General features: G+C 67.3%; 24 protein-coding genes and 3 tRNA genes. 16 read left to right on the top strand and 11 right to left on the bottom strand.

Going from position 1 to position 26,006, the window contains the following annotated elements:
* Positions 1–255 precede the first annotated feature (255 nt).
* The 8 genes from paaB (at position 256) to paaK (ending at position 7,463) form a co-directional block, all read left to right on the top strand.
* Positions 256–540 (top strand): 1,2-phenylacetyl-CoA epoxidase subunit PaaB, encoded by a 285-nt coding sequence (paaB, locus tag ACEU5R_RS27075; RefSeq protein WP_006388300.1) that lies wholly within the window; start codon positions 256–258, stop codon positions 538–540.
* 16 nt (positions 541–556) lie between these two features.
* The gene (gene paaC / locus ACEU5R_RS27070) at positions 557–1,321 is read left to right on the top strand and encodes a 1,2-phenylacetyl-CoA epoxidase subunit PaaC (RefSeq protein WP_392412832.1); all 765 of its coding nucleotides are present in this window, start codon (positions 557–559) and stop codon (positions 1,319–1,321) included.
* Positions 1,318–1,824: a 1,2-phenylacetyl-CoA epoxidase subunit PaaD gene (gene paaD / locus ACEU5R_RS27065; RefSeq protein ID WP_103276374.1), complete on the top strand. Its 507-nt coding sequence runs from the start codon at positions 1,318–1,320 to the stop codon at positions 1,822–1,824. The genes paaC and paaD overlap by 4 nt, the downstream gene beginning before the upstream one ends.
* Before the next feature lie 12 nt (positions 1,825–1,836).
* On the top strand, positions 1,837–2,925 hold the full coding sequence (paaE, locus tag ACEU5R_RS27060; protein ID WP_103273376.1) for a 1,2-phenylacetyl-CoA epoxidase subunit PaaE: 1,089 nt from the start codon (positions 1,837–1,839) through the stop codon (positions 2,923–2,925).
* A gap of 44 nt (positions 2,926–2,969) precedes the next feature.
* Entirely contained in the window at positions 2,970–4,634 is a 1,665-nt protein-coding gene (paaN, locus tag ACEU5R_RS27055; RefSeq protein ID WP_392412830.1) for a phenylacetic acid degradation protein PaaN, read from the top strand.
* 125 nt (positions 4,635–4,759) lie between these two features.
* Entirely contained in the window at positions 4,760–5,548 is a 789-nt protein-coding gene (paaG, locus tag ACEU5R_RS27050; protein ID WP_103273378.1) for a 2-(1,2-epoxy-1,2-dihydrophenyl)acetyl-CoA isomerase PaaG, read from the top strand.
* Positions 5,548–6,018 (top strand): hydroxyphenylacetyl-CoA thioesterase PaaI, encoded by a 471-nt coding sequence (paaI, locus tag ACEU5R_RS27045; protein WP_392412828.1) that lies wholly within the window; start codon positions 5,548–5,550, stop codon positions 6,016–6,018. The genes paaG and paaI overlap by 1 nt, the downstream gene beginning before the upstream one ends.
* Before the next feature lie 131 nt (positions 6,019–6,149).
* Entirely contained in the window at positions 6,150–7,463 is a 1,314-nt protein-coding gene (gene paaK / locus ACEU5R_RS27040; protein WP_103273379.1) for a phenylacetate--CoA ligase PaaK, read from the top strand.
* A gap of 112 nt (positions 7,464–7,575) precedes the next feature.
* On the opposite strand, the gene ACEU5R_RS27035 is transcribed toward paaK, so the two are convergent.
* From ACEU5R_RS27035 to radC, 6 genes are all read right to left on the bottom strand, one after another.
* Positions 7,576–8,991, bottom strand: coding sequence for an MATE family efflux transporter (locus ACEU5R_RS27035; protein WP_392412825.1), 1,416 nt, complete (start codon positions 8,989–8,991; stop codon positions 7,576–7,578).
* A complete protein-coding gene (locus ACEU5R_RS27030; protein ID WP_392412823.1) occupies positions 8,988–10,718 on the bottom strand; it encodes an ArnT family glycosyltransferase in 1,731 nt (576 codons plus the stop codon). Before ACEU5R_RS27030 ends, ACEU5R_RS27035 begins: the two co-directional genes overlap by 4 nt.
* Before the next feature lie 127 nt (positions 10,719–10,845).
* Positions 10,846–11,112 (bottom strand): type B 50S ribosomal protein L31, encoded by a 267-nt coding sequence (locus ACEU5R_RS27025; protein WP_103273382.1) that lies wholly within the window; start codon positions 11,110–11,112, stop codon positions 10,846–10,848.
* A 212-nt stretch (positions 11,113–11,324) separates the two neighbouring features.
* A complete protein-coding gene (kynA, locus tag ACEU5R_RS27020; protein ID WP_212320291.1) occupies positions 11,325–12,173 on the bottom strand; it encodes a tryptophan 2,3-dioxygenase in 849 nt (282 codons plus the stop codon).
* A 148-nt stretch (positions 12,174–12,321) separates the two neighbouring features.
* Entirely contained in the window at positions 12,322–12,951 is a 630-nt protein-coding gene (kynB, locus tag ACEU5R_RS27015) for an arylformamidase (protein WP_103273384.1), read from the bottom strand.
* Positions 12,952–13,059: 108 nt separating this feature from the next.
* Positions 13,060–13,737, bottom strand: a complete 678-nt coding sequence (radC, locus tag ACEU5R_RS27010; RefSeq protein ID WP_392412821.1) for a DNA repair protein RadC — start codon at positions 13,735–13,737, stop codon at positions 13,060–13,062.
* 51 nt (positions 13,738–13,788) lie between these two features.
* On the opposite strand from radC, the gene ACEU5R_RS27005 reads away from it, so the two are divergent.
* From ACEU5R_RS27005 to maiA, 3 genes are read left to right on the top strand one after another with little or no spacing between them, the layout of a single operon-like run.
* Positions 13,789–14,265, top strand: coding sequence for a peptidylprolyl isomerase (locus tag ACEU5R_RS27005; RefSeq protein WP_103273386.1), 477 nt, complete (start codon positions 13,789–13,791; stop codon positions 14,263–14,265).
* The gene (ispH, locus tag ACEU5R_RS27000) at positions 14,265–15,239 is read left to right on the top strand and encodes a 4-hydroxy-3-methylbut-2-enyl diphosphate reductase (RefSeq protein WP_212320282.1); all 975 of its coding nucleotides are present in this window, start codon (positions 14,265–14,267) and stop codon (positions 15,237–15,239) included. The genes ACEU5R_RS27005 and ispH overlap by 1 nt, the downstream gene beginning before the upstream one ends.
* A gap of 56 nt (positions 15,240–15,295) precedes the next feature.
* A complete protein-coding gene (gene maiA, locus ACEU5R_RS26995; protein ID WP_392412818.1) occupies positions 15,296–15,940 on the top strand; it encodes a maleylacetoacetate isomerase in 645 nt (214 codons plus the stop codon).
* 11 nt (positions 15,941–15,951) lie between these two features.
* Here maiA and ACEU5R_RS26990 read toward each other — a convergent pair whose 3' ends face one another.
* The 4 genes from ACEU5R_RS26990 to ACEU5R_RS26975 all read right to left on the bottom strand — a co-directional run bounded on the left by ACEU5R_RS26990 (position 15,952) and on the right by ACEU5R_RS26975 (position 19,788).
* A complete protein-coding gene (locus ACEU5R_RS26990; protein ID WP_392412816.1) occupies positions 15,952–17,394 on the bottom strand; it encodes a DegQ family serine endoprotease in 1,443 nt (480 codons plus the stop codon).
* 108 nt (positions 17,395–17,502) lie between these two features.
* On the bottom strand, positions 17,503–18,834 hold the full coding sequence (locus tag ACEU5R_RS26985; protein ID WP_392412814.1) for an ATP-binding protein: 1,332 nt from the start codon (positions 18,832–18,834) through the stop codon (positions 17,503–17,505).
* A complete protein-coding gene (locus ACEU5R_RS26980) occupies positions 18,831–19,490 on the bottom strand; it encodes a response regulator (RefSeq protein ID WP_392412813.1) in 660 nt (219 codons plus the stop codon). Before ACEU5R_RS26980 ends, ACEU5R_RS26985 begins: the two co-directional genes overlap by 4 nt.
* A gap of 222 nt (positions 19,491–19,712) precedes the next feature.
* Positions 19,713–19,788 (bottom strand) — tRNA-Thr (locus ACEU5R_RS26975).
* A 223-nt stretch (positions 19,789–20,011) separates the two neighbouring features.
* Between ACEU5R_RS26975 and ACEU5R_RS26970 the strand changes: the two genes are divergently transcribed.
* The 3 genes from ACEU5R_RS26970 (at position 20,012) to ACEU5R_RS26960 (ending at position 22,463) form a co-directional block, all read left to right on the top strand.
* A tRNA-Asn gene (locus ACEU5R_RS26970) sits at positions 20,012–20,087 on the top strand.
* Positions 20,088–20,455: 368 nt separating this feature from the next.
* Entirely contained in the window at positions 20,456–21,451 is a 996-nt protein-coding gene (locus ACEU5R_RS26965; RefSeq protein WP_392412811.1) for a CobW family GTP-binding protein, read from the top strand.
* Positions 21,452–21,554: 103 nt separating this feature from the next.
* Positions 21,555–22,463: a LysR family transcriptional regulator gene (locus ACEU5R_RS26960; protein WP_103273393.1), complete on the top strand. Its 909-nt coding sequence runs from the start codon at positions 21,555–21,557 to the stop codon at positions 22,461–22,463.
* A gap of 646 nt (positions 22,464–23,109) precedes the next feature.
* Here the strand turns inward: ACEU5R_RS26960 and ACEU5R_RS26955 are convergent.
* Positions 23,110–23,186 (bottom strand) — tRNA-Met (locus tag ACEU5R_RS26955).
* Positions 23,187–23,248: 62 nt separating this feature from the next.
* On the opposite strand from ACEU5R_RS26955, the gene scpB reads away from it, so the two are divergent.
* Both scpB and rluB read left to right on the top strand, forming a co-directional pair.
* Complete coding sequence (scpB, locus tag ACEU5R_RS26950) at positions 23,249–24,484, top strand: SMC-Scp complex subunit ScpB (protein ID WP_392412809.1); 1,236 nt, start codon at positions 23,249–23,251, stop codon at positions 24,482–24,484.
* Between the two features lie 35 nt (positions 24,485–24,519).
* On the top strand, positions 24,520–26,006 hold a 1,487-nt coding region (rluB, locus tag ACEU5R_RS26945), incomplete at its 3' end, for a 23S rRNA pseudouridine(2605) synthase RluB (protein ID WP_392412807.1).

Genomic DNA, 26,006 nt, shown 5'->3' with positions numbered 1-26,006 from the left:
CCCCCCCCCCCCCCCCCCCCCCCCCCCCCCCCCCCCCCCCCCCCCCCCCCCCCCCCCCCCCCCCCCCCCCTGCGCGCTTCCCCCTCAAGGGGGCGTCGCTGCGGACCGGCAAAGCCGGCTTCGCGCGACCCGGATGGGGCGATACCCCGGTTGCGGGTGAGAAGCCAGCAGCAGGAACAACTGATTTTCAGGCCTATTTTTTATCCATTGCAGACCAGGACGCGCATCGCGCGCCCGGCACCGAGGACATCCATCATGAGCAAAGACTGGCCCCTGTGGGAAGTGTTCATCCGCAGCCAGCACGGCCTGGCGCACAAGCATGTCGGCAGCCTGCACGCGCCCGACGCCGAAATGGCCATCAACCATGCGCGCGACGTCTACACGCGCCGCAACGAAGGCCTGAGCATCTGGGTCGTGCGCGCGTCGGACATCTCGGCCAGCAGCCCCGGCGACAAGGATCCGCTGTTCGAGCCGGCCAACAGCAAGGTCTACCGGCATCCCACGTTCTTCCCGATGCCCGAAGAAATCAAGCACATGTAAGGCGGGAGGGGGAGACATGGACAAGCATTTCTTTGAATTCCTGCTGCGCATGGGCGACACCACGCTCATCCTGTCGCAGCGCCTGGGCGAATGGACCGGCCACGGCCCCATCCTCGAAGAGGACCTGGCGCTGACCAACACCGCGCTGGACCTGCTGGGTCAGGCCCGCATGTGGCTGACCCTGGCCGGAGAGGTCGAGGGCGCGGGCCGCGACGAAGACGCGCTGGCCTATCTGCGCGACGCGCACCAGTTCCACAACGCGCTGCTGGTCGAGCGCGCCAACGGCAACTACGCCGACACCATGGCGCGCCAGTTCCTGTTTGACGTCTGGCACTACTTCCTGCTGCAGAAGCTTGAGCAGTCCGCCGACGAACGCGTCGCGGCGATCGCCGCCAAGGCGCTCAAGGAAGTCACCTATCACGTGCGCCGTTCGTCGGACATGGTGGTGCGCCTGGGCGACGGCACGGCCGAAAGCCACGCCAAGATGCAGGCCGCCATCGACGATGCCTGGCGCTTCACGGGCGAGCTGTTCTTTGACGACGCCGTGGACCAGGACCTGGCCGCGCGCGGCATCGGCTGTCTGTTGTCCGAGTTGCGCGAGCCCTGGGCCCGCCACGTGGCCGAGGTGCTGGGCGAGGCCACGCTGTCCGTGCCGGACGCCGCAGCCGCGAGCCATCCCGCCCATCGCGGCGGCCGCCAGGGCCGGCATAGCGAGGAACTGGGCTACGTGCTGGCCGAGATGCAATTCCTGCCGCGCGCCTATCCGGGAGCTAAGTGGTGAACGCCATGGCGCCCGTGTCCGCCGGCCAGGTCTTCGACTGGCTGCAGGAAGTGCCGGATCCGGAGATCCCCGTGCTTTCCGTGGTGGACCTGGGCGTGGTGCGCGACGTGCGCTGGGACGGCGAGACCTGCGTGGTCGTGATCACGCCCACCTATTCGGGCTGTCCGGCCATGCGCGAGATCACGCAGGACATCGCGGCCACGCTGGCGCGGCACGGCGTCGACGACGCGCGCGTCGAGACCCGCCTGGCGCCGGCCTGGACCACCGACTGGATGAGCGAGAAGGGCCGCGCCGCGCTCAAGGGCTACGGCATCGCCGCGCCCGCCGAGCGCGCCGTCGACATCTCCGGCATCAGCCGTCGCCGCGCCGCGCCCGCCATCGAGTGCCCGCGCTGCGGCTCGCGCGACACGCGCCTGGTCAGCGATTTCGGCTCCACGTCGTGCAAGGCGCTGTACCGCTGCGTCGCCTGCCGCGAGCCTTTCGATTATTTCAAGACCCACTGAGTGGTTGAGACAATGAGCCAGAACCAATTCCATTCCCTGAAGGTCGCCTCGGTCGCGCGCAACACGCGCGACGCCGTGGTGGTGACGTTCGACCTGCCCGAGACGCTGGCCGACGAGTTCGCCTTCCTGCCGGGCCAGTATCTGACCCTGCGCACCCAGCTCAACGGCGAAGAGCTGCGCCGCTCGTATTCGATCTGTTCGGCCCCCAGCGACAAGCGCCTGCGCGTGGCGATCAAGCGGGTGGACGAGGGCGCGTTCTCCAGCTGGGCCAACCATGAGCTGCAACCCGGCCAGACCCTGGAAGTGATGGCGCCGGCCGGCAATTTCACCGTCGATTTCTCGCCCGAGCAGGAACGCCACTACGTGGCTTTCGCCGTCGGCAGCGGCATCACCCCGGTGTTCTCGCTGGTCAAGACCGCGCTGTCGACCGAGCCCAAGAGCAAGTTCACGCTGTTCTTCGGCAACCGCGCCTCGTCGGCCGTGCTGTTCCGCGAGGAAATCGAAGACCTGAAGAACCTGTACATGGACCGCTTCTCGCTGGTCTATGTCATGAGCCGCGAAACCCAGGACATCGAACTGTTCAACGGCCGTCTGGACGGCGACAAGGTTGACCAGCTGATGTCGGCCTGGATGAGCCCGGCCGATATCGATTACGCTTTTGTCTGTGGTCCGCAGACCATGACCGAAAGCGTGGTCGAGCGCCTGCAGGCTCGCGGTATTCCGAAGTCGAACATCAAGTTCGAGCTGTTCGGCGCGCCCAAGGGCCCGCGCGCCCTGCGCACCGGCCAGGAAGCCCGACAGGCTCCCGGCAAGGGGCAGTGCGAAGTCACCGTGGTCCAGGACGGCCACAGCAGGATGTTCGTCATCGACAAGAACAAGGACAGCGTGCTGGATTCGGCGCTGGCGCAAGGGATAGAACTGCCGTACTCGTGCAAGGGCGGGGTGTGTTCCACCTGCCGCTGCAAGGTCGTCGAGGGCGAAGTGGACATGGACGCCAACTTCGCGCTGGAAGACTATGAGGTCGCGCGCGGCTTCATCCTCAGCTGCCAGAGCTTTCCGGTCAGCGACCGCCTGGTCATCGACTTCGACCAGGAAACCTGAGCCGGCGTCCGCCAGGCCGACATCATTCATTTTGGAGAGACACAGTGTCAGAGCAATTCTTCGAGCGTCACCAGGCCCTGCTGGAACAGGCCATGGCCGCCGCCGCGCTGCGCGGCTACTGGAGCCCGTTTGCCGAGTCGCCCAGCCCGCGCCACTACGGCGAGACCGCCAATGACGACGGCCGCGCCGCCTTCGAGGCGCTGCGCGGCAAGCCCTTCCCGCTGGACCTGCCCGGCGCCGAAGGCAGCGTGGGCGGCGAGGCATCTCCCTACGGCTTCGAACTGGGCATCACCTATCCGCGCGTGCCCGCCGCCAAGCTGGTGGCCGCGTCGTCCAAGGCGCTGGAGCAATGGCGCCGCGCCGGCCCGCGCGCCTGGGTCGGCGTGTCGATGGAAATCCTGTCGCGCCTGAACAAGCTGAGCTTCGAGATCGCTTACGCGGTGCAGCACACCACCGGCCAGGGCTTCATGATGGCCTTCCAGGCCGGCGGTCCGCACGCACAGGACCGCGGCTTCGAGGCCGTGACCTACGCGTGGCAGGAAATGTCGCGCATTCCCGGCATCTCGGTCTGGGAAAAGCCGCAGGGCAAGAACGATCCCATCCGCATGGAAAAGCACTTCACCGTGGTGCCGCGCGGCGTGGCGCTGGTGATCGGCTGCTCCACCTTCCCGACCTGGAACGGCTATCCCGGCCTGTTCGCCAGCCTGGCCACGGGCAACACCGTCATCGTCAAGCCGCATCCGGGCGCGATCCTGCCGCTGGCCATCACCGTGAAGGTGGCGCGCGAAGTGCTGGCCGAAGCGGGCTTCGACCCCAACGTGGTGCTGCTGGCCGCGCATGCCGCCGGCGATGACACCGCGCAGCAGCTGGCGCTGGATCCCGCCGTCAAGATCGTCGACTTCACCGGCAGCAGCGCCAATGGCAACTGGCTGGAAGACAACGCCCGCCAGGCCCTGGTCTACACCGAGAAGGCCGGCGTCAACCAGGTCATCATCGATTCGGCCAGCGACCTGAAGGGCGTGGCGCGCAACCTGGCGTTCTCGCTGGCCCTGTACTCGGGCCAGATGTGCACGGCGCCGCAGAACATCTACGTGCCGCGCGACGGCATCCAGACGCCGGAAGGCCGTGTCAGCTTCGACGAGGTCGCGGGTGCCCTGGCCGCCGCGCTGGAAAAGACCACCGCCGACGCCGCCCGCGCGGTCGAGCTGACCGGCGCGATCCAGAACGAAGGCGTGGTCGAGCGCATCGAGAAGGCCCGTGCGCTGGGCCTGCCGGTGCTGGCCGACAGCAAGCCGCTGGTCCACCCGCAATTCGAGAATGCCCGCGTGCGCACGCCGCTGCTGCTGTCCGCCCAGGCCGGCAATCCGGCCATCGGTCAGGAGTGGTTCGGTCCCATCGCTTTTGTGGTGGCCACCGATTCCACCGAACACAGCATCCAGCTGGCGCGCGACAGCGTGATCCGTCACGGCGCCTTGTCGCTGTCGGCCTACACCACCGACGACGCCGTCGCCGAGCGCATCCAGGACGCGGCCGAAGTGTCGGGCGTGTCGCTGTCGCTGAATCTGACGGGCGCGGTGTTCGTCAACCAGACCGCGGCCTTCAGTGATTTCCACGGCACCGGCGCCAACCCCGCCGCCAACGCCGCGCTGTCGGACTCGGCCTTCGTCGCCAATCGCTTCCGCGTGGTCCAGACTAGAAAACACGTGTGACCCCCCCCGAAGCGCTGCGCGCTTCCCCCCAGGGGGCGCCGCTACGGACCGGCAGAGCCGGATCCGTGCGGCCCCGATTGTGTGAGACCTCGCTGCGATGGCGCCCGGCGCTATGGATGACTGACATGAGCTATCAAGATATTCAATTCGATCTGTCTGGCGGCATTGCGCGCCTGACGCTGAATCGCCCGGACAAGCTGAACAGCTTCACCGCCAACATGCACGGCGAAGTGGCCGATGCGATGACGCGGGTGGAGAACGAAGGCGCGCGCGTGCTGGTGCTGACCGGCGCCGGCCGCGGTTTCTGTGCCGGGCAGGATCTGAGCGAGCGCCGGCCCGCGGCCGATGGCACGCCGCCGGATCTGGGCGAGACCGTCGACAAGTACTACGGTCCTCTGGTTCGCCGCATCAACGCGCTGCCCATGCCCGTGGTGGTGGGGGTGAATGGCGTGGCGGCGGGGGCGGGCGCCAATTTGGCGTTTGCTGGCGATATCGTCATCGCCAAGGAATCGGCCAGCTTCATCCAGTCCTTCTGCAAGCTTGGCCTGATTCCCGACACCGGCGGTACCTTCGTGTTGCCGCGCCTGGTCGGACGCGCGCGCGCGGCCGGCCTGGCGTTGCTGGGCGATAAGCTCAGCGCGAAGCAGGCGCAGGACTGGGGCCTGATCTGGCAATGCGTGGCCGATGCCGAGTTCGACGCCACGCTGGAGCGGCTGGCGCAGCATTTCGCCAAGGCGCCGACCAAGGGCCTGGCGTTTACCAAGCGCGCCCTGCAGGCCAGCCTGGCCAACGACCTGGCGACGCAGCTGGACCTGGAGCGCGACATGATGCGCGAGCTGGGCCGCAGCGCCGATTACGCCGAGGGCGTGGCCGCGTTCCTGGACAAGCGCGAACCGCAGTTCAAGGGGCAATGATGAGCACACACGTTCCCCAGCTTGATGTGCCGTCCGATCCCCAGGAACTGGCGCAGGCCGTCGGCGCCGTGATGTACGCCGGCGACGCGGCCTCGCAGGGCCTGGACATGAAGGTCGAGGAAATGGCGCCCGGCTACGCGCGCCTGACCATGCGCGTGCGGCCCGACATGCTCAACGGCCACAAGACCTGCCATGGCGGCTTCATCTTCGCCCTGGCCGACAGCGCATTCGCGTTTTCCTGCAATTCGCGCAACGTCAGCACGGTGGCGTCGGGCTGCACCATCGATTTCCTGGCGCCCGGTTTCGAGGGCGACCTGCTGACGGCGGTGGCCCAGGAACGCTCGCTGGCCGGTCGCACCGGCGTCTACGACGTGACCGTCACCAACCAGGACGGCCGCAACGTGGCCATTTTCCGTGGCCGGTCCTATCGGATCAAAGGCCAGATCGTCGGAGTGCCTGCCGACGCCTGAGCGAGATTTCCTTTAACCGATCACCGATCAGATCATCGATCACGAGACGCCGGCGGGGCCGGAAGCGGGCGCGCATGGCGCCCGCGGTGCCGTCCGCAGCCGCCAAGAGAGCATTCCAGGAGAGAGATACCATGTCCAACACCATGAGCAAGCCGGGGCTGGACCCCATCGAGCATGCCAGCATCGACGAACTGCGCGCCTTGCAGCTCGAGCGCCTGAAGTGGACGCTCAAGCACGCCTACGACAACGTGCCGCACTACAAGAAGGCCTTCGACGAGGCCGGCGTGCATCCGGACGACCTGAAGCAGCTGTCCGATATTTCCAAGTTTCCCTTCACCACGAAGAAGGAACTGCGCGAGAACTATCCGTTCGGCATGTTCGCCGTGCCGCGCGAGCGTATCTCGCGCATCCACGCATCCAGCGGCACCACTGGCAAGCCGACCGTGGTGGGCTACACCAAGGGCGACCTGGATAACTGGGCCAATCTGGTGGCGCGCTCGATCCGCGCCGCCGGCGGCAAGCCGGGCGACACCGTGCACGTGGCCTATGGCTACGGCCTGTTCACGGGCGGGCTGGGCGCGCACTACGGCGCCGAGCGCCTGGGCTGCACCGTCATTCCCATGTCCGGCGGACAGACCGAAAAGCAGGTCCAGCTGATCAATGATTTCCGTCCGGACATCATCATGGTCACGCCGTCCTACTTCTGCAATATTCTGGAGGAGCAGCGTCGCCAGGGGATTGATCCGCGTCAAAGTTCGCTGCGCATCGGCATCTTCGGCGCCGAGCCCTGGACCGGCCAGATGCGCGCCGACATCGAGGCCGAGGCCGGCATCGACGCGGTGGACATCTACGGCCTGTCGGAAGTGATGGGGCCGGGCGTGGCCAGCGAATGCGTCGAGACCAAGGACGGTCCGGTCGTCTGGGAAGACCACTTCTACGCCGAGATCATCAACCCCGACACCGGCGAGCCCGTGGCCGACGGCGAACCGGGCGAACTGGTGTTCACCTCGCTGACCAAGGAAGCCATGCCCATCGTGCGCTACCGCACGCGCGACCTGACCCGCCTGTTGCCGCCCACCGCGCGCAGCATGCGCCGCATCGGCAAGATCACCGGCCGCAGCGATGACATGCTGATCGTGCGCGGCGTGAACATGTTCCCGACGCAGGTCGAGGAACTGGTGCTGAAGATCGCCCAGCTGGCGCCGCACTACCAGCTGGTGCTGTCGCGCACCGGCAATATGGACGAGCTGGAAATCCTGACCGAGGTGCGCGCCGAGTTCTCGACCCTGTCCGACGCGGACCGCGCGGCGCTGGGCAAGCAGCTGCAGCACGCGGTCAAGACGCACATCGGCGTCAGCGCGCGCATCCAGGTGTCGGACGCGGGCCATGTCGAGCGCACGCTGACCGGCAAGGCGCGCCGCGTGATCGACAAGCGTCCGAAGTAGGGCGCATCAGGCCTGGCGTGTATCCGGGTCGGTCCGGCCGGCGCTTTCTGGTTGGGCAAGGAAAAGAGCAGCCCCTGGGCTGCTCTTTTTTTCGGACGGGAGGATGCGCGTATCAGGCGCGGCCGGCCTCAAGGGCGGCCTGGCGCACGATGCGGCGATACCAGTAATGCAGCAGCGCGGCCGACAGCGCCAGTCCGGCCATCGCCATCAACCACATCGTGCCGGCGCCCTGGGGCGATCCGGGCGCGAGGATCAGGCGCAGCCAGTCCAGTCCGCCCTTGCCGGGGCCGAAGCCGAACCACCAGCCGCCCACCAGGCCGACGCCGGCCAGCGCCACGGTCTGCAGCAGCAGCGGCACCACGGCGATCTTGTAGGCGCGCAGCAGGTAGGAGTTGATGCACTGCATGGAATCGAACAGGTGGAACAGCGGCAGCACGGCCAGCAGCGTGGCGGCCACCGCGGCCACTTCGGCCTTGTCGGTGTAGGCGGCCAGGATCAGCGGGCGGCCGATGAGCAGCACCGCGGCGGTGAGCAGCGCGCCCATCAGGCCGAGCGTGAGACCGGCCATGCCGATGCGATGCGCCTGGTCCAGCTTGCCGGCGCCGATGGCCTGTGCCGTCAGCGCCGCCGTGGCCACGCCCAGCGCCATCGGCATCATGTAGCACAGCGCGGCCAGGTTGGACATGATCTGGTGTCCGCCGGTCACCAGCGTGCCTTCGCGGGCCACCAGTAGCGCCATGAAGGTGAAGGCCGAGACCTCCACCAGATAGGAGCCGCCCATCGGGATGCCCAGCCGCAGCAATTCCTTCAGCGACTTCCAGTCCGGCTTGCCCACGCGCAGCTGGAAGCGGCGGTAGTAGCGGTCGTGCGTGATGACCCACAGGCCCAGGCCGAGGCTGATCCAGGAAACCACGGCGGTGGCCATGCCGGCGCCGGTCGCGCCCAGGGCAGGCAGGCCCAGCTTGCCGTAGATGAATACCCAATTGAGCAGGGCCTTGACGCCGATGGCGGCCAGGTTGATCGCCATCACCAGCTTGGGGCGCGACACCGCGGTGCCCAGCGCGTAGATGGTGCGGAACACCAGCGCCGCGGGCATCGCCAGCACCAGGGCGCGCAGATAGGAGGCGATGCGCTCGCGCACGTCGGGCGCGACGTCTCCCGACATGGACAGCCAGACGTCGGGGAACAGCATCAGGATCGCGCCCACGACGGACAGGCCCAGCGCCAGCCAGACGCCCTGGCCCCAGCTGCGGCCGACCTCGGTGTTGTTGCCGGCGCCGAAGTGCTGGGCCAGGATGGGAATCAGCGCGTGCACCACGCCCATCAGGCCGACGAAGATGGTGATGTAGATCGAGGCCGACAGCGCCATCGCCGCCAGGTCGGTGGGGCTGGCGTGGCCGGTCATGGCGGTGTCCAGCACGCCGAACGAGATGCCGGCCCATTGGCTGACCAGCACGGGCCAGGCCTGCCGGGCGATGCCACGCAGCGTGGCGCCAAAGCCCGGGGGCCCCTGATGAGCGGGCGTCATCGGTTGGGCGTGACGCGCAGCAGGCGGAACACTTCGTGGCGGTCGGCGCGGCGGCCGCCTTGCCACAGCACCTCGGCGCCGTCGCTGTAGGCCGCGGTGTTGTCGCGCAGGCTCTGGTTGGTGGTTTGCTGCAGCACCACCGTGCACTTGGAATCGAACGTGAACGTCAGATTGTTGAAGATGAGGAACGAGGCGCGCTGGCCGCTGCCCAGGCTCAGTCCGCGCACGCATTCGCCGGGACGCAGGTTCTGCTCCAGCGCCTGGGCCAGCTGGCCGGACATGATGCGGTAGCTGCGCGCGTAGTCGACGGCGGGCTGCCACAGGAGCACCAGCAGAATCCAGGTGGCGGTCAGGCCGCCGGCGGACAGCACCGTGCCGCGCCACAGCGCCTGCGGCTTGACGCGCAGGCGCCAGACCACCAGCGCCACCCAGCCGATCGTGACCAGCAGCGCCAACCCGAAGGCGACCCACGAAATCGACGGCTCATAGCCGGTGGTGTGGCGGCCGATGTTGCGCGACATCTGGGCGGGCCATTGGAAGTTCACCGCGACCCAGCCCAGCCAGGCCGTGGCCACCGTCAGTGAAAAGCACATGACGGCGAACCAGTCCAGCGTGTTCACCACGCCGCGTCGCAGGGTCGGCAGCGAGAACGCGGCCAGCACGGCGCAAGGCACGGCCAGCAGCGCGTATTCCGAATCGGACGGCTCGGCCAGTCCGAACAGCAGCAGGGCCGAGCTGATCAACAGCATCAGCGGCACCCAGATATGCGGCGCGTAGATCCACGCGCGCCAGCGCCAGACAGCCAGCAGGGCGAGCGGCCAGGCGGGCCACAGATACCAGGGCAGGTCGCGCAGCGTGCGGCCCATGTCGGGCAGGTCGGGGCCGGCGAAGGAGGACAGGTTCCAGATCTTCCAGTTGCGGATCCAGTATTCGCTGCCCTGCGTGGCGGGGATCCACCACGCCAGGATCAGCGCCGCGGTCAACAGGACGATCCAGGGCAGCCAGCGCTTGCGGCGCCACAATTGGCTGCGCGGATAGAAGGTCAGCAGCGCGCCAGCCATGATCGGAATGGCGCCGATCCAGCCGCGCGTGAGGAAGCTGGCCGCCAGCGCGATGGCCAGCGTGGTCGCGCCGGTCAGCGGGCGGTCGATGCTGCGCGCCAGTGAATAGAACGCCAGCGCCTGGCAGGCCATGATGGCGGGGATGACGGTGGTTTCGTGCGTGCGCTGCAGGATGCCGACGGTGGCCAGCAGCAGCAGCAGGGCGGCGTCGGCGAGCATGCGGCCGTAGTCGCGCGGCGACGGTTCGCCGCCAAAGGGCAGGGCCAGCGGCTGCGCCTCCGAACGGCGGCCCAGCAGATAGGTGCCGTACCAGACGCTGGACGCGGTGATGCCGAACCAGAGCAGGTTGGGCAGGCGGCCTGCGGTGATGTCACCGATGAACGGACCGAAGATCCAGATCGAGATCGCGCCGACCCAGGTGATCAGCGGGCCTTCCTCGGCGTGGGCCAGATGCCCGACCTGCGGCAGCAGCCAGGTGATGCCGCCTTCGCGTATGGCGGTGATCATGGTGGCCAGGCCAACCGCGTCGTCCGTTTTCCAGGGGTCGCGCATGAACAGGCCGGCCACGATATAGGCCAGCGCCAGGCCGAGCAATACCAGCCTTGGCAGTTTTGCGGTGGCCACGGACGTCAGCCGGGCCGGGGTGGAAATCGAAAGTGGGGACACGGGCGTTACTGTAACCGAGTGGCGGGCAAGCGCCAGCCTTTCAATGGCGGCCGAGCCGGGCGGGAGAAAAAAAAGCAGCCCGAAGGCTGCCTTTTTCGCTGTGGCTCCCGGGACGGGAGCGACAGAATCAGGAAGCGGACTTGACCGTGCCTGCGGTGCGCGCGAAGCGGGCGCGGAACTTTTCCACGCGGCCGGTTTCGACGATGCGGGTCTGGGCGCCCGTGTAGAACGGGTGCGATTCGGACGTCACGTCGCACTTGAAGAGCGGGTAGGTCTTGCCGTCCAGCTCGATCGTTTCGCGGGTTTGCACCGTCGAACGGGTGATGAACTTGCTGCCCGTTTGCAGGTCGGCGAAAACGACTTCGCGGTAGTCGGGGTGAATGCCTTCTTTCATGGTGCTTTCCTAGGGCTCGCGTGAGCCGCTTTCAAGAGTTAGGGTCGCCAGCCGAAGCGCCGCAATGACTGCCAGGCGCACTTTCAGCCACGTATCCGAAAAGTAACCCCGCATTCTAGCATGTGATTTCCGGCCCGCGCCAGCTCGAAAGCGGCGCGGGCACGGTCTGGCGCCCTATTAAGGGGACGGATTCAAGGCGGGCAGATCGCCGCTCAGAGGTCCGTGCGCAGCTTCCAGATCTCGGGGAACAGCACCACTTCCAGCATCTTGCGCAGGTAGTCCACGCCCGACGTGCCGCCGGTGCCGCGCTTGAAACCGATGACCCGTTCGACCGTCGTGACGTGGCGGAAACGCCACAGGCGGAACGCGTCTTCCAGGTCTGTCAGCTTTTCGCCCAGCTGGTACAGGTCCCAGTAGCGGTCCGTATCCCGATAGACCGTCAGCCAGGCCTGTTCGACGCCGGCCGAGGCCTGGTAGGGCTGGGTCCAGTCGCGCTGCAACAATTCGGCCGGCACGTCCAGCCCGCGACGGGCCAGCAGGCGCAGCGACTCGTCGTACAGCGAGGGCGTCTCGTAAGCCTGGCGCACCTGGGCCAGCAGGTCCTCGCGGTGCGCGTGGGGCTTGAGCATGGCCGCGTTCTTGTTGCCCAGCAGGAACTCGATCTGGCGGTACTGGTAGCTCTGGAAGCCGCTGGAACGCGCCAGGTACGGGCGCAGCGCGGAATACTCGGGCGGCGTCATGGTGGCCAGCACGTCCCAGGCGTGGACCAGCTGCTCCATGATCTTGCTGACGCGGGCCAGCATCTTGAAGGCAGGCTGCAACTGGTCGGACGCGACACAGCCCACGGCGGCGCGCAGCTCATGCAGCATCAGCTTCATCCAGAGCTCGCTGGTCTGGTGCTGCACGATGAACAGCATTTCATTGTGTTCGGGCGACAGCGGGTGCTGCGCGCCCAGCAGTTCGTCCAGGTGCAGGTAATCGCCGTAGGTCATGTCGCGCGCGAAATCGAGCTGCGCCTTTTCCTGGTGGACGATGTCTTCGGGGCGTTGGGGGGCGCTCATGCGTGGCCTCCCTGGCAGGGCGGCGCGGCGCGCCGGGCGGATGCGGGCAGGCTGCGCCAGTCAGGGGCGCGCCGGCGGGCGCGGCCGGACGCCGCGCGCGGATGGAGTAGGTTTCCCATGGTCTTGCTTCATAGAAAAAGCTGGCGGATCAGCCCAGTTCGCGCAAGACGGCGCGCACCGGGCTGGCATCGGCCTGGACCAGAGCCAACGGCAATGCGATCAACTCGTAATCGCCCTCCGGCACGTCGTCGAGCACCAGGTTCTCCAGTACCCGGATGTCGTGCCGCAGGATGGTGTGATGGCTGTCCAGGGTCTTGCTGGACGCGGGGTCGATGCTGGGCGTATCCAGCCCGATCAGCATGACGCCGCGTTCGGCCAGCCATTCAATGGTTTGGGGAGCGTAGGCGGAGAAGTCGTCGGTCCACCAGTCCTGCGCCGCATGCTTGGCGGTGCGAACCAGCACGCGTGGCGGCAGGCCGCCGACGGCGTGGGCGATGTGCTCGATCTGGATCAGCGGGCCGCAATCGATGGCGTGGATCACCCGGCAGGGGCCCAGGAACGGCTCCAGCGCGACGGCGCCGATGGCCTGCGCGCCGTTGGCGTAGTGCAGCGGAGCGTCCGCATGCGCGCCGATATGCGGCGACATGGTGATCTCGCTGACATTGACCGGACAGCCGGGCTCAAGCGACCATTTCCATTTCTGGGTATAGGCCGTGTCGCCCGGAAAGACGGGCGAGGTCGCGGAGACGGGCGGGGAGATATCCCACAGGCGTTTCATGAGGGCGCGCAACGAGGGTGTGCCGGGATTTAGCTCAAGCCTAAAGCATTTGCGGACGCGAGTCTAACGGATTCCGGCGCGCCGCGCAGCCCTGGCCGCGAGCAGGCGTCAGAGCGCGCCGCATTCGGCCATGGACACCACGCTGTTGCCCGCCACGATCAGGTGGTCGAGCAGCCGCACGTCGACCAGCGCCAGCGCCTGCTTCAGGTGCCGGGTGAAGGCCTGGTCGGCGGCGCTGGGCTCGGCCAGGCCCGAGGGGTGGTTGTGCGCGATGATCACGGCGGCGGCATGGTGGCGCAGCGCTTCGCGCACGACTTCGCGCGGATAGACCGAGGCCTGCGACAGGGTGCCGCGCGCGAGTTCACCGCTGGCGATCAGGCGCAGCTGGCTGTCCAGGTAGAGGCCGACGCAATGCTCGATCCGCCGGTGGCCCAGCGTGGTCTTGCAGTACTGCTTGACGCGCCGGGGGTGGTCCAGGGCGGTGTCGCGGGTGAGATCTTCCTCGATGGCCCGCCGCGCCAGCTCCAGGACGGCGGCCAGCATGCAGGCTTTCGCCGCGCCCAGGCCGGGCACGGCCAGCAGTTCCTCCGGTGTGGCCCCCAATAGCCCGCGCAGGCCGGAAAAACGGTCGAGCAGCTGGTTGCCCAGGTTCAGCACATCCAGGCCCGGCAGGCCCGTGCGCAGGGCGATGGCCAGCAGTTCGGCATCGCTCAGGGCGGCAGCCCCGTGACGCAGCAGCCGTTCCCGGGGACGCCCGTGTTCGGGCAGGCGGACAGACAAATTCATAAGAGGCTCTAAAATCAGGGTTTGGTCAATGTTTCTATACGGTGGCAGATCTTGAGCATCGCCTCTAATGAAGTGAACGTTTTTGTCCGTCCGGATTCCTACCTGACGCTGCACTATCGGATCACGCTGGCTTCCGGGCCGGGCAAGGATTCGGTCTTCACCGACACCTTCGACGGTCGTCCGGCGACGCTGCAGATGGGGAGCGGCCAGTGGGCCCCGGGCATGGAGGCCGCGCTGGTCGGTCGCGCCGAAGGCGAGCGCTTCGGCTTCGAGCTGGAGCCGGTCGACGCCTATGGCGACCGCAATCCCGAGCTGATCCAGCGCGTCACCCGCAAGATGCTGGCCGAGCACGCCGGCGCCGACGCGACGTTCGAGCCGGGTGATCTGGTCGAGTTCGCCGCGCCGAACGGCGGGCGCTATTCGGGCGTGCTGAAGGAAATCAACGACGAGTCCGCCCTGTTCGATTTCAACCATCCGCTCGCGGGCGTGCGCCTGCGCGTGGACGTGGCGCTCTTGGGAGTGCTGTGATGAGCGAGCCCGTTACCGCCGCCGGCGCCGAGGTCGTGCTGGCGCAGCCGCGCGGCTTCTGTGCCGGGGTGGACCGCGCCATCGACATCGTCGAGCGCGCGCTGGAACTGCATGGCGCGCCGATCTACGTGCGCCATGAGATCGTCCACAACCGCTATGTGGTGGAAGACCTGCGCGCCAAGGGCGCGGTGTTCATCGACGAGCTCGAGGACGCCCCCGCGGGCGCCATCGTGGTGTTCTCGGCCCACGGCGTGTCACAGGCCGTGCGCGCCGAAGCCGACGCCCGTGGCCTGCAGGTGTTCGACGCCACCTGCCCGCTGGTGACCAAGGTGCATATCGAGGTCTCCCGCATGCGCGCCGCCGGCCGCGAGATCATCATGATCGGCCATAAGGGCCACCCGGAAGTCGAGGGCACGCTGGGACAGGCGCAGGGCGGCATGTACCTGGTCGAGACCGTCGAGGACGTGGCCGGCCTGCAGGTGGCCGATCCCGACAACCTGGCCTATGTCACGCAGACCACGCTGTCGGTGGATGACGCGGCCGCCGTGTCGCAGGCGCTCAAGGCGCGCTTTCCCAATATCGTCGAACCAAAGAAGAGCGACATCTGCTACGCCACGCAGAACCGCCAGGACGCGGTCAAGATCCTGGCGCCGGATTGCGATCTGGTGCTGGTGGTCGGCAGCCCGAACAGCTCGAACTCCAACCGTCTGCGCGAAGTGGCCGAGCGCAAGGGCGTGGCCTCGTATCTGATCGACGGCGCGCACTCGATCCAGCCGGAATGGTTGGCCGGCCGCCAGCGCATCGGCGTCACGGCCGGCGCGTCCGCGCCGGAAATCCTGGTGCAGCAGGTGATCGAACGCGTCAAGGAGTTGGGCGCGGTATCGGTCCGCACCATGCCGGGCCTGGAGGAAAACGTGGCCTTCCCGCTGCCCAAGGGGCTGTCGCGCAAGGCGCGGGTGGAACCGCTCGAATAAGAAGCCGGCGGCGGGGCCCGGGTAGGCCCCGCGCGGCGCGAAATCAAGGAGAAGACATGCAGTTGTACAGCTACTTCCGCAGTTCGGCGGCCTATCGCGTGCGCATCGCGCTCAACCTGAAGGGGCTGTCCTATGAGTACGTGCCGGTGCACCTGCTCAAGGATGGCGGCCAGCAGTTGTCGGCCGACTACCGCAAGCTCAATCCCACGGCGCTGGTGCCCACGCTGATCGACGGCGATGCGGTCATCGGCCAGTCGCTGGCCATCATCGAATACCTGGAAGAAACCCATCCGCAGACGCCGCTGCTGCCGGCCGACGCCATCGGCCGCGCGCGGGTGCGGGACCTGGCGCTGGGCATCGCCTGCGACACGCATCCGCTGAACAATCTGCGCGTGCTGAAGTACCTGAAGCACACCCTGGGCGTGGACGAAGACGCCAAGAACGCCTGGTACCGCCATTGGGTGCACCAGGGGCTGCAGGCCTTCGAGGCGCAATTGACGGCCTCGTCCGCCACCGGCCGCTATTGCCACGGCGACGCGCCCACCATCGCCGATATCTGCCTGGTGCCGCAGGTGGCCAACGCGCGTCGCCTGGAGTGCGATCTGTCCGCCATGCCCACGGTCGTGCGCATCGACGCGGCCTGCCGCGAGCTGCCGGGCTTCGATGCCGCCGCGCCGGGCAAGCAGCCCGACGCGGAGTAAGCGCGCGCGGATCAGCCGATCCGCACCGGTACGAAGATCTTGTCGTCGCCGCGCTGCACCAGCAGCGCGACCGTCTTGCCGGCCTTGGCGAGTTCCGCCTTGACCTGCTCGATGTCGCGCACAGGCACGCCGTTCAGCGACAACAGCACGTCGCCCGGCTGTATGCCGGCCTTGGCGGCAGGGCCGGCGGACTGCTCGATGAGCAGGCCCTCGGCGCCGGACTGGCGCTGCTCCTGCGGACTGAGCGGGCGCAACGCCAGGCCCAGCTGTCCGCGCTGGACTTCCCGGGTGTCGGACGACGCGGTCGCCTTGTCCTTCGGCACGCCGCCCAGCGTGGCGCTCAGTTCCTTGGGCGAGCCATTGCGCCAGACATCCAGCTTGAGCTTGTCGCCGGGCGAGGCCAGCGTGATCATCGACGCCAGGTCGCCGGACGACACGATGGTCTTGCCGTTGATCTGCCGCACGACATCGCCCGGCTGCAGGCCGGCGCGTTCGGCGGCGCTGCCCTTTTCGACGCTGGCGACCAGCGCGCCCGTCGGCGTTTCCAGCTTGAATGAATTGGCCAGGTCCTGATTCACTTCCTGCACCGTCACGCCCAGCCGCGCGTGCTGGACCTTGCCGTGTTCGAGGATCTGGTCCTTGATCTTGTAGGCCACGTCGATCGGGATGGAGAAGGACAGGCCCTGGAAGCCGCCCGTGCGGCTGTAGATCTGCGAATTGATGCCCACCACTTCGCCGCGATCATTGAACAGCGGTCCGCCCGAGTTGCCGGGGTTGACGGCCACGTCGGTCTGGATGAACGGCACCGAGGTGTCGTCCGGCAGCGAGCGGCCCTTGGCGCTGACGATGCCGGCGGTCGCCGTGTTTTCCAGCCCGTAGGGCGAGCCGATGGCCAGCACCCATTCGCCGACCTGCAACTGGTTGACATCGCCGGTCTTCACCACCGGCAGGTTCTTCGCCTCGATCTTGAGCACGGCCACATCGGTCTGCGGGTCGGCGCCCAGCACCTTGGCCTGGTATTCGCGGCGGTCTGTCAGCTTGACCGTGACTTCCTTGGCGTCCTGCACGACGTGGGCATTGGTCAGGATCAGGCCGTCGCTGCTGATGATGAAGCCCGAGCCCTCGCCGCGCATCGGCACCTCGCGCGCCGGCATGCGGCCGCGCGCGCCGGGGATCTGGCCGAAGAACTGGGCGAAGGGGTCGTCGTCGTCCATGGCCGAGACTTTGCGCGTGCCGCTGACGCTGATGTTGACCACGGCGGGGCCATAGTCGCGGGTGATCTGCGCGAAATTCGGCGGGCTGGATGGCGCTATGGGGGCGGACGCGGCGGGCGCCGGCGCGGCGACGGCCGGCGTCATCGCGCCCAGCGTAGCGGCGGCGCCCGCGCCGCCGATCGTGCCCGCGGCCAGCAGCGCCAGCGCCAGGCGAGAGGGTTTCAGTAGCGTGGTCTTCATGTCGGCTCCTGCGTTCATGTTGAAGGACATGGAGCCATGTTCGGGCTTGATGCTTAGGGGAATCTTAAGACTGGCGGGGCAGGGCCGGACGCCGTGGCGCGAGAGGGGTCAGGCGGCGGGAAAATCCACCCGCGCGCGCAAGCCCTGCCCGCCGGGCGTGTCTTCCAGGGCGATCGAGGCATGGTGGCCTTCGGCGATCGAGCGGGCGATCGCCAGGCCCAGGCCGCTGCCGTGCTGGCTGTTGCCCTCGGCGCGGTAGAAGCGGTCGAAGACGCGCGCGCGCTCTGCGGGCGCGATGCCGGGGCCCTGGTCGTCGACCGTGAGCGAGGCGCGGCCGTCCGGCGCGGTCAGGCCGAGGTCGATGCGCGAACCGGGCGGCGAATACTTGATCGCGTTGTCCAGCAGGTTGCGGACCAGCAGCACGAGATCGTCGCGATGGCCACGCACCTGAATCGGCGCGGGTGCATGCATGGCGAGCGAGATGGATTTCGCGTTGGCGTCCGGCAGCGTTTCGGACACGGCCTGCCGGACGACGTCGTCCAGGTCGACGCGGTCCGGCGCCGGGCGCTCGGCCGCGCCTTCATGGCGGGCCAGCGACAGCAACTGCTCGATCAGGCGGGTGGCGCGGTCGATGCCGGCCGTCAGGCGTTGCTCGGCCACGCGGCGGGACTCGGGATCGCCCGCGCGTTGCAAGGCTTGCGATTGCAGGCGCAGCGCCGCCAGCGGCGAGCGCAGCTCGTGCGCGGCATCGCCGACGAATTGCTTTTGCAGCGCGAAGGCGCCGCGCATGCGCTCCAGCAGCAGGTTCAGTTCCTGCAGCAGCGGGCGGATCTCGTCCGGCACGCCCTCGGTGCTGACGGGCGACAGGTCTTCGGGTTGGCGCGCGGCCACCTGCGCCCGCGCCCGTTTCACGGGCCGCAGCGACCAGCTGACCACGCACCAGATGACCAGCATCAGCAGTGGCGCGGCCGCGGCGATCGGCGCGATGGTGCGCAGCGCCAGGGAGCGCGCCATGTGGGTGCGCACGCCCATGTCCTGCGCCACCTGGATCACCTGGAATGGCGTGGCCAGCGAATAGACGCGGTAGGTGCTGCCTTCGACCTTGGCGTCGGAGAAGCCCAGCACGATCTGGTCCGGCAGCGGCTGCCGCGAACGGGAGTTGAAGACGCGCAGTCCGTCCGGCGTCCAGATCTGGATGATGAGATCGTCGGCGAAGGGCGTGCCGGCGCCGCGCGCATGCGTCGGTCCGGTGCTGAGCAGGCCGTCGCCGGTGCCCAGCGACAGCGCGGTCCGCTGCAGCAGCGAATCGAAGATGTCGTCGGCCTGCTGCAAGGTGCTGCGGTAGGCGATCGTGCCCTGCACCAGCGAGCCGACCACGATGGCGGCAAGCAGGAAGAACAGCAGCCTGGCCCGCAAGGAATAGCTAAGCGGAATGCTCATGTTTTGGGTATGACATAGCCGACGCCCCTGACGTTCTGGATCAGGTCCTGACCCAGCTTCTTGCGCAGGCCATGAATATATACCTCGACGGCGTTGCTGCTGACGCTGTCCTTCCAGCTGTAGAGCTTTTCCTCGAGCTGGGCGCGCGAATAGATCATGCCCGGGCGCGCGATCAGCGGTTCCAGCACGGCCCATTCGCGCGCGGTCAGCGTGACGGGCGCGCCGTTGACCGTGACTTCGCGCGATTGCGGGTCGATGCTCACGCCTTTGTGCTCATAGACGGGCTCGGCGCGTCCGGCGCTGCGCCGGATCAGCGCGCGCATGCGGGCCAGCAGCTCGTCCACGTCATAGGGTTTGACGATGTAGTCGTCCGCGCCCGCGTCCAGTCCCGCGATGCGGTCGCTGACGGCGTCGCGGGCGGTGGCGATCAGGACCGGCGTGCGGTCCTTGCGGGCGCGCAGTTCGCGCAGCAGCGTCAGGCCGTCGCGTCGGGGCAGGCCGAGGTCCAGCAGGATAAGGTCATAGGGGCCGGTGCGCAGGGCCAGGTCGGCGGCGTTGCCGTCCTTGACCCAGTCGACCGCGTAGTGTTCGGCGCGCAGGCAGTCGAGCACGCTTTCGCCGATCATGGTGTCGTCTTCGACGAGCAGGATGCGCATGGGCGGTGTGTGGCGGAAAGGAGTCCTGCAGATTGGATGTGGGGGATCGTGTCCGAGTTCCCCGCAGCGCGCTGGCTGCATTGTTGCGGCGTTTGGGAAAGGGAGGGCGGCGCTGTGGTGGCAACCCTTGGGCGGGTGGCGGCGCGGGTGAGCGCGCGCTGGCGGCGGTGCCGGACCCGCAAACGAAAAAAGCAGCCTGGCGGCTGCTTTTTCCTGGAATTCTGGTGCCGGCAATAGGAGTCGAACCTACGACCTTCGCATTACGAATGCGCTGCTCTACCAACTGAGCTATGCCGGCAAGACCATTTGCCCTGATGCCTTGGAATGACTCCCGTGGCGGGCAAAAAAATCTACTTGCTCTTTTGCTCTTCCCAGGATCGGGGTTTTTAGGGCCTGATCTGGAAAGACCGAAATCATATCAGAGTTTTTTTGCAATGGGAAACAAGAGACGCGTTTTCTGGCAAAAAAATCGGCGTTTGCATACTTCAAAATTTTCGTTCATAATCTCGTTTCTTAGCAGTTCCCCGATAGCTCAGTCGGTAGAGCGACGGACTGTTAATCCGCAGGTCGCTGGTTCGAGCCCAGCTCGGGGAGCCAAAGAATTTTGGGGCCACTCACGCAAGTGAGTGGCCCTTTTGGCTTTCCGGCACCAGTTTTCTGGTGCCCGTTTTCGATGCCCGGTTTTCATGTCCTGGGCTGCCTGCCGCTGTAGCGAGTGTGGTGCTGTGTGCGAGCGGTCCTTGCATCCACGACGCCAGTGGGGGCGGGGGGGGGGGGGGCCGGCAGTGGCCCGTCGTTGTGCGTTCCAAAAGGCTGTTTCTGGCTTGCGACGCGTCCCGCGTTTGCCGCATCATGGTCGCGGGCCGGCCCGGTCTTGCCTGTTTCCCATCTGGAGGCGGGCGGAGGCTTCCGGTGATTGAGTCCGGGTGTGAGAGCGGCGGATGCCGCGGGTGGAATCGAGGTTCATGGACGAAGAAAAACGCATCGGCGTGACCGTGCTGTCCGGGTTTCTGGGCAGCGGCAAGACGACGCTGCTCAACCGCCTGCTGCAGGAACCGGCCTATTCGGACGCGGTGGTGATCATCAACGAGTATGGCGACGTGGGCGTGGACCACCACCTGGTGCGCCTGGCCCAGGACAACATCATGCTGGTCGAAGGCGGCTGCCTGTGCTGCGCGGTCAGCGGCGCGGTGGTCGATGCGTTGCGGGACTTGTTCATGCTGGCATTGCGCCGGCAGATCAAGCCATTTCGCCGCGTGCTCATCGAGACCAGCGGCCTGGCCGACCCGGCGCCCGTGTTGTTCACGCTGAAGCACGATCGCTTCCTGGCCGAGCGCTATGCCTATCGCGGCGCCATCGTGGTCGTGGATGCGCAGCATGGCGCGGGGCAGTTGGCCGACCAGCCCGAGGCAGCCCGTCAGCTGGCCCTGGCGGACACCGTCGTGTTCAGCAAGGCCGACCTGGCAGAGGATGCCTCGTTGCAGGCCCTGCAACGGCAGGTCGAGGCCATCAATCCGGGTGCAAGGCGCTGCGTGCAGCGCCAGGACTCGCCACTGGTCGAGGCGCTGGCGGGCTGGCCGGATGCCGCGACGCGGCGGGCGGAGCTGTCGAACTGGTTGCGGGCGTTCGCGCAGCCGGTGGCGGGCAGGCATGGCATGGTGTCCAGCTTCAGCCTGACTCTGGATGCACCCATTGGTCGCGCGGCCTTCCTGGCGGGCATCTCGCTGGTCCAGGAGCGGTATGGGCAAGGCCTGTTGCGCCTGAAGGGCCTGGTCTGTTTCGAAGGCGAGACGCTGCCTTGTGAGGTGCACGGCGTGCATGGCGAGCTGTATCCCCTGCGGACGCTGCCGCAGTGGCCGTCGGACGAGCGGGTGTCCCGCCTGGTGTGTATCCTGCGCGGACCGGACGCGGCCGAGGTGCAGGCCTGCCTGCGGCGCGCCCTGGGCCAGTTGCCCGCATGAGACGGTCGGTGCGCGAATCGCGCCCTTTGCCGTATCGCATGTACGGAAAATGCATGGAAGTACGGTATAAACGGAACCGTCTTATGCACGATTCGAGACAATCATGGATCGCTTGAAAGCCATGCAGGTGTTTGTCGAGGTCGCCGACAGAGGGAGCTTGTCGGCGGCGGCCGTGCATTTGGACATGTCCAGGGCCATGGTGTCGCGATATCTGGCCGAAATGGAGCAGTGGGTTGGCGTGCGGCTGTTGCACCGCACGACCCGCCGGCTCAGCCTGACGCCCGCCGGCGCCGAAACGCTGCCGCGTTGCCGGCAGATGCTGGACATGGTGGGGGATCTGCGCAGCGCCGTATCCACGCCCGACGATACGCCCAAGGGGCTGTTGCGGATCACGACCAGCATGTCGTTCGGCTCGCGTCATCTGGCGGGCATCGTGGCGGATTACGTCAAGCTGCATCCGGGCACGTCGGTGGATCTGATGCTGGTCGAGCGCGCCGTCAATCTGGTCGAGGAGCGGGTGGATCTGGCAGTGCGCATCACCAATGACCTGGATCCCAATCTCATCGCCCGCAAGCTGGCCGTCTGTCGCTCGGTGGTGTGCGCCTCTCCGGATTATCTTGAGCGGGAAGGGGAGCCGGCCCGGATCGAAGACCTGTCCTTGCGCAACTGCCTGACGCATTCCTACTTCGGCAAGAGCCTCTGGCGCTTCGAGCGCGACGGCGAGCCTGTTGATGTGCCGGTCGATGGGAATATCAGCGCCAACGAGGTATCGGTTCTGTTGCGCGCCGCGCTGGAGGGGGCGGGGATCGCGATGCTGCCGACCTACTACGCAGCCGAATACATTGCGTCCGGCCAGTTGCGGGTCATTCTGCCCCAGGCCAGGCCGCAGGAATTGGGCATCTACGGCGTCTATGTGTCGCGCCGGCAGATGCCGCTGGTGCTGCGGTCCATGCTGGATTTTCTGGTGGAACGACTGGGACCGGCGCCTTGGGACAAGCCGGCCGGCGCTTGAGGGTCAGGTATATGGCGGTATAATTTGCCCGCCTGAGCGCCTTGCGCGGCGTGGTGGAACACGATTCCGGATCACGATTTGCGGCGGGGCCAATGTTCGCTAGGATATAGTCTTAGAAAACGTCCAAAAATCACGGGTGCGGCCAGATGGGTGGCCGTAGCGGCGCGGAACGGAATGCCGTCCGTGCGGAGGGAGCGCATCGGGAGTCCGGTTTTCGGCGCAGGATTTCGCCAGCCGTCCGATGCCTGACGTATCGGGTCCTTGATTATCGATCGCCGCGGCGTATGGCTCCGGATTGCCGGAGTGTCCGCAGGCTGCGTGGGCTTTATATGCCCGCTTTTCCGGAATTTGATTAAGCGTTTGCCGCAGCAGGGCTGCGCACACGCATTGCTCCAGCCCGAGTGTGCGGATATCCGGCATATCCGTCGTCAGCAGGGTGGCCGGGCGCCAAACAGGAATGTCTCTTGAGTATGTCGCAAACCTACGCAGTCATTCGCGGAGTCGCCGATCTGGCGGAGCGTTCCGCCGTGGCTGTCGCGGGGGTGTGTGTCTGCATCCGTGTCTGCATCCGCGCCTGCGTCCGTCTGATCTCGGTATCGCGAGCGCAAATGAAAAAGGCCCGGCAGATGCCAGGCCTTGATCAATTTGGTTGCGGGGGCAGGATTTGAACCTACGACCTTCGGGTTATGAGCCCGACGAGCTGCCAGACTGCTCCACCCCGCGTCTGAGAAAAGAATATTAGCCTTATTTTCCATCCAACGCAAGTTGGTCCACTTTGAATATGAATGTCGATGAACGATAGCGAGGCAATACGCGTCCTGGAAACCGCACTTCTGTGCGCCGTGCAGCCGATGCAACTGGCCGACATGCGCAAGCTGTTCGGCAACGATGAGGAATTCGACAACACCGCCTTGCGCGGGCTGTTGGAAACCTTGCAGGCCAATTGGGCCGACGGTGGCCTGGAACTGGTGCAGCTGGCCACGGGCTGGCGCTTTCAGAGCCGTCCTGAAATGCAGCGCTACCTGGAGCGGCTGAGTCCCGAGAAGCCGCCGAAGTACTCGCGCGCCGTTATGGAAACGCTGGCGATCGTCGCCTGGCGCCAGCCGGTGACGCGCGGTGATATCGAGGACATACGCGGCGTCACCGTGTCGTCCCAGATCGTCAAGGCGCTCGAGGATCGTGGCTGGATCGAAGTGATCGGCCATCGCGACGCGCCAGGGCGGCCCGCGCTGTTCGGCACGACCCGCCAGTTTCTGGATGACCTGGGACTGCGTGCGCTGGATGAGCTGCCTCCGCTGGAATCGGCGCAGGCTGCCGCGGCCCTGGCCGGGCTGGACCTGGGCGATGCGCAGCCGCTGGGCGAGGCGCCGGCCGAGGGCGAGGCTGCCGCTGCCGCAGAGGGCGATGCGCCGCAGGATGGGGCGGGCGTTCAGGCGGAACTCGACGTCGCGGGTGGTGACGCCGGCGACAGTATTCCGCAAGCGGAATTGTCTGTTCCGTCGTTGCCGGTTTCCGTGGCGGCGGACGATAGCGTAGAATCCTCGCTTTCGCGCGATGATGGCGACGCTGGTCTTGCGGACCAGCTGGCTGCAGGATCGCCGGCGGACGGTCTGTCCGGCGAGCCCGAACTTCCGGGCGCTGGCCATGCCGCCGCCTCCGCTGACGAGACATCCGGCGCCGGTCCTGAGCCCGATGCGCATGCCGATACCCTCGGCGCTGCGGTCGGCAATGATATTTCCAATACCGACGTGGAGTCCGCCGACGAGATCGCGGCGGATCATGCCGCCGGACATGCGGAATCGGCGAAATCGAATGACCTGAATGACACGGACGGCGTTGCGCCGCAAGGCGCTGCCGGACCTGAGCCGGAGGTTGGCCATGGGCCCGCCGCCCGGCCCTTGCAGGATGCTGCATCCGACGGCTCGCCCGATGGCGACGCCGCGGAACAAACCGATGCGGGCCGAGAGCCCGTGCCTCCTGATGATGATGAGCCTGCCGCCGGCAGGCCCTCCCAAGTTTGAAATTCGGAGCTGTCCCAGTGACAACGAATACAGCAATGCAGGACGACAATCCCCGTCCGGATGACGCCATTTCCGGCGCGCAGCCGGAAGCCTCCGCCGCTCGCGAGCCGGCTGCCGAAGGCGATGCCGCCCGTGGCCGCGGCCGCAAGTTGCGCACGCCGTTCCGCCGCCGTCGCGGCGATGCCGCCGCCGAACAGGCGCCGGCCGCGGAAGGTAAGGCCGCTGCTCCGTCCGCCCCGGTCGAGTCGCAGGATTCCCGTGGCGGCGAGCAGGAAGCCGAACAGGCGCTGTCCTATCTGGATACCGCCGACCGCATGGAGCAGCGGCTGGGCAAGTACCTGAACAGCGAAGCGGTCATGCCGAAGCTGCACAAGGTGCTGGCGGACGCCGGCATCGGCTCGCGCCGCGAGATGGAAGAGCTGATCGTGGCCGGCCGCGTGTCGGTCAATGGCGAGCCCGCCCACATCGGCCAGCGCGTTGCCCCGAATGACCAAGTGCGCGTGAACGGCAAGCCGATCATGCGCACCAATACCAAGAAGCCGCCGCGCGTGATCCTGTATCACAAGCCGGCCGGCGAGATCGTCAGCCACGACGATCCGGGCGGTCGCGCCAGCGTGTTCGCGCGCCTGCCCAAGCTGCGCACCGGCAAGTGGCTGTCGGTGGGGCGCCTGGACCTGAACACCGAGGGCCTGCTGATCTTCACGACCTCGGGCGACATGGCCAACCGCATCATGCACCCGCGCTACGGCACCGAGCGCGAGTACGCCGTGCGCGTGCTGGGCGAGATGGACGAAGCGCAGCGCCGCTCCCTGGTCGAGGGCATCGAGCTGGAAGACGGCCTGGCCGCGTTCGGCGCGCTGGACTATCTGGGCGGGGACGGCAGCAACCGCTGGTATCGCGTCACGCTGCAGGAAGGGCGCAACCGCGAGGTCCGCCGCATGTTCGAGGCCGTGGGCGTCACCGTCAGCCGGCTGATTCGCACCCGCTTCGGCGACATCGTGCTGCCGCGCACGCTGCGCCGCGGCCGCTGGGACGAACTGGATGCCTCGCTGGTCACGGCGCTGATGGTCCAGCTGGGTCTGTTGCGCGAAGACGACGATTCCAGCGGCGGCAACCGCCGCCGCTCCAAGCAGCCGCAATCGCATGACAGTGCCTTGCCTCCGGGTTTTGGCACCATGGACCGCAACGGCATGAACGGCGCGCGCATCGGCCGTCGCGGCAAGCTGCAAGGCGGCCGCCAGGGCAGCGCCGGCCAGGCCGCCGCTTGTCCCTCCGATCCGTTCGGCACCGGCCTGATGATCGCGGGCGGGTACGCCAATGGTCATCCGTTGGCGGGCGGTGGGAGCGTTGATGGCAACCGCAAGGGCGGCAAGCCTGGCGGTCGCGGCGCCGCGTCGGGCAACAAGGCCGGGGCCAGGGCGGGCGGCAAGCCCGCTGGCGGCAAATCTGGCGGCAAGCCGCGCGGCAATCGCGCGGCTGCATCCGCCGAGCAAGGCGCGCAAGCGGCCTACTCGCCGGCGGA

It is taken from the genome of Achromobacter sp. 413638 (genome assembly GCF_043119405.1).
Lineage (GTDB): Bacteria > Pseudomonadota > Gammaproteobacteria > Burkholderiales > Burkholderiaceae_B > Achromobacter.
This window is presented reverse-complemented; position numbering and strand designations above follow the sequence as displayed.

Bases quoted from the DNA above. Each gene is read 5' to 3' on its own strand.
- paaB (WP_006388300.1), top strand. From the start codon at position 256: ATGAGCAAAGACTGGCCCCTGTGGGAAGTGTTCATCCGCAGCCAGCAC.
- paaC (WP_392412832.1), top strand. From the start codon at position 557: ATGGACAAGCATTTCTTTGAATTCCTGCTGCGCATGGGCGACACCACG.
- paaE (WP_103273376.1), top strand. From the start codon at position 1,837: ATGAGCCAGAACCAATTCCATTCCCTGAAGGTCGCCTCGGTCGCGCGC.
- paaG (WP_103273378.1), top strand. From the start codon at position 4,760: ATGAGCTATCAAGATATTCAATTCGATCTGTCTGGCGGCATTGCGCGC.
- paaI (WP_392412828.1), top strand. From the start codon at position 5,548: ATGAGCACACACGTTCCCCAGCTTGATGTGCCGTCCGATCCCCAGGAA.
- paaK (WP_103273379.1), top strand. From the start codon at position 6,150: ATGTCCAACACCATGAGCAAGCCGGGGCTGGACCCCATCGAGCATGCC.
- ACEU5R_RS27035 (WP_392412825.1), bottom strand. From the start codon at position 8,991: ATGACGCCCGCTCATCAGGGGCCCCCGGGCTTTGGCGCCACGCTGCGT.
- ACEU5R_RS27025 (WP_103273382.1), bottom strand. From the start codon at position 11,112: ATGAAAGAAGGCATTCACCCCGACTACCGCGAAGTCGTTTTCGCCGAC.
- kynA (WP_212320291.1), bottom strand. From the start codon at position 12,173: ATGAGCGCCCCCCAACGCCCCGAAGACATCGTCCACCAGGAAAAGGCG.
- kynB (WP_103273384.1), bottom strand. From the start codon at position 12,951: ATGAAACGCCTGTGGGATATCTCCCCGCCCGTCTCCGCGACCTCGCCC.
- radC (WP_392412821.1), bottom strand. From the start codon at position 13,737: ATGAATTTGTCTGTCCGCCTGCCCGAACACGGGCGTCCCCGGGAACGG.
- ispH (WP_212320282.1), top strand. From the start codon at position 14,265: ATGAGCGAGCCCGTTACCGCCGCCGGCGCCGAGGTCGTGCTGGCGCAG.
- maiA (WP_392412818.1), top strand. From the start codon at position 15,296: ATGCAGTTGTACAGCTACTTCCGCAGTTCGGCGGCCTATCGCGTGCGC.
- ACEU5R_RS26990 (WP_392412816.1), bottom strand. From the start codon at position 17,394: ATGAAGACCACGCTACTGAAACCCTCTCGCCTGGCGCTGGCGCTGCTG.
- ACEU5R_RS26985 (WP_392412814.1), bottom strand. From the start codon at position 18,834: ATGAGCATTCCGCTTAGCTATTCCTTGCGGGCCAGGCTGCTGTTCTTC.
- ACEU5R_RS26980 (WP_392412813.1), bottom strand. From the start codon at position 19,490: ATGCGCATCCTGCTCGTCGAAGACGACACCATGATCGGCGAAAGCGTG.
- ACEU5R_RS26965 (WP_392412811.1), top strand. From the start codon at position 20,456: ATGGACGAAGAAAAACGCATCGGCGTGACCGTGCTGTCCGGGTTTCTG.
- ACEU5R_RS26960 (WP_103273393.1), top strand. From the start codon at position 21,555: ATGGATCGCTTGAAAGCCATGCAGGTGTTTGTCGAGGTCGCCGACAGA.
- scpB (WP_392412809.1), top strand. From the start codon at position 23,249: ATGTCGATGAACGATAGCGAGGCAATACGCGTCCTGGAAACCGCACTT.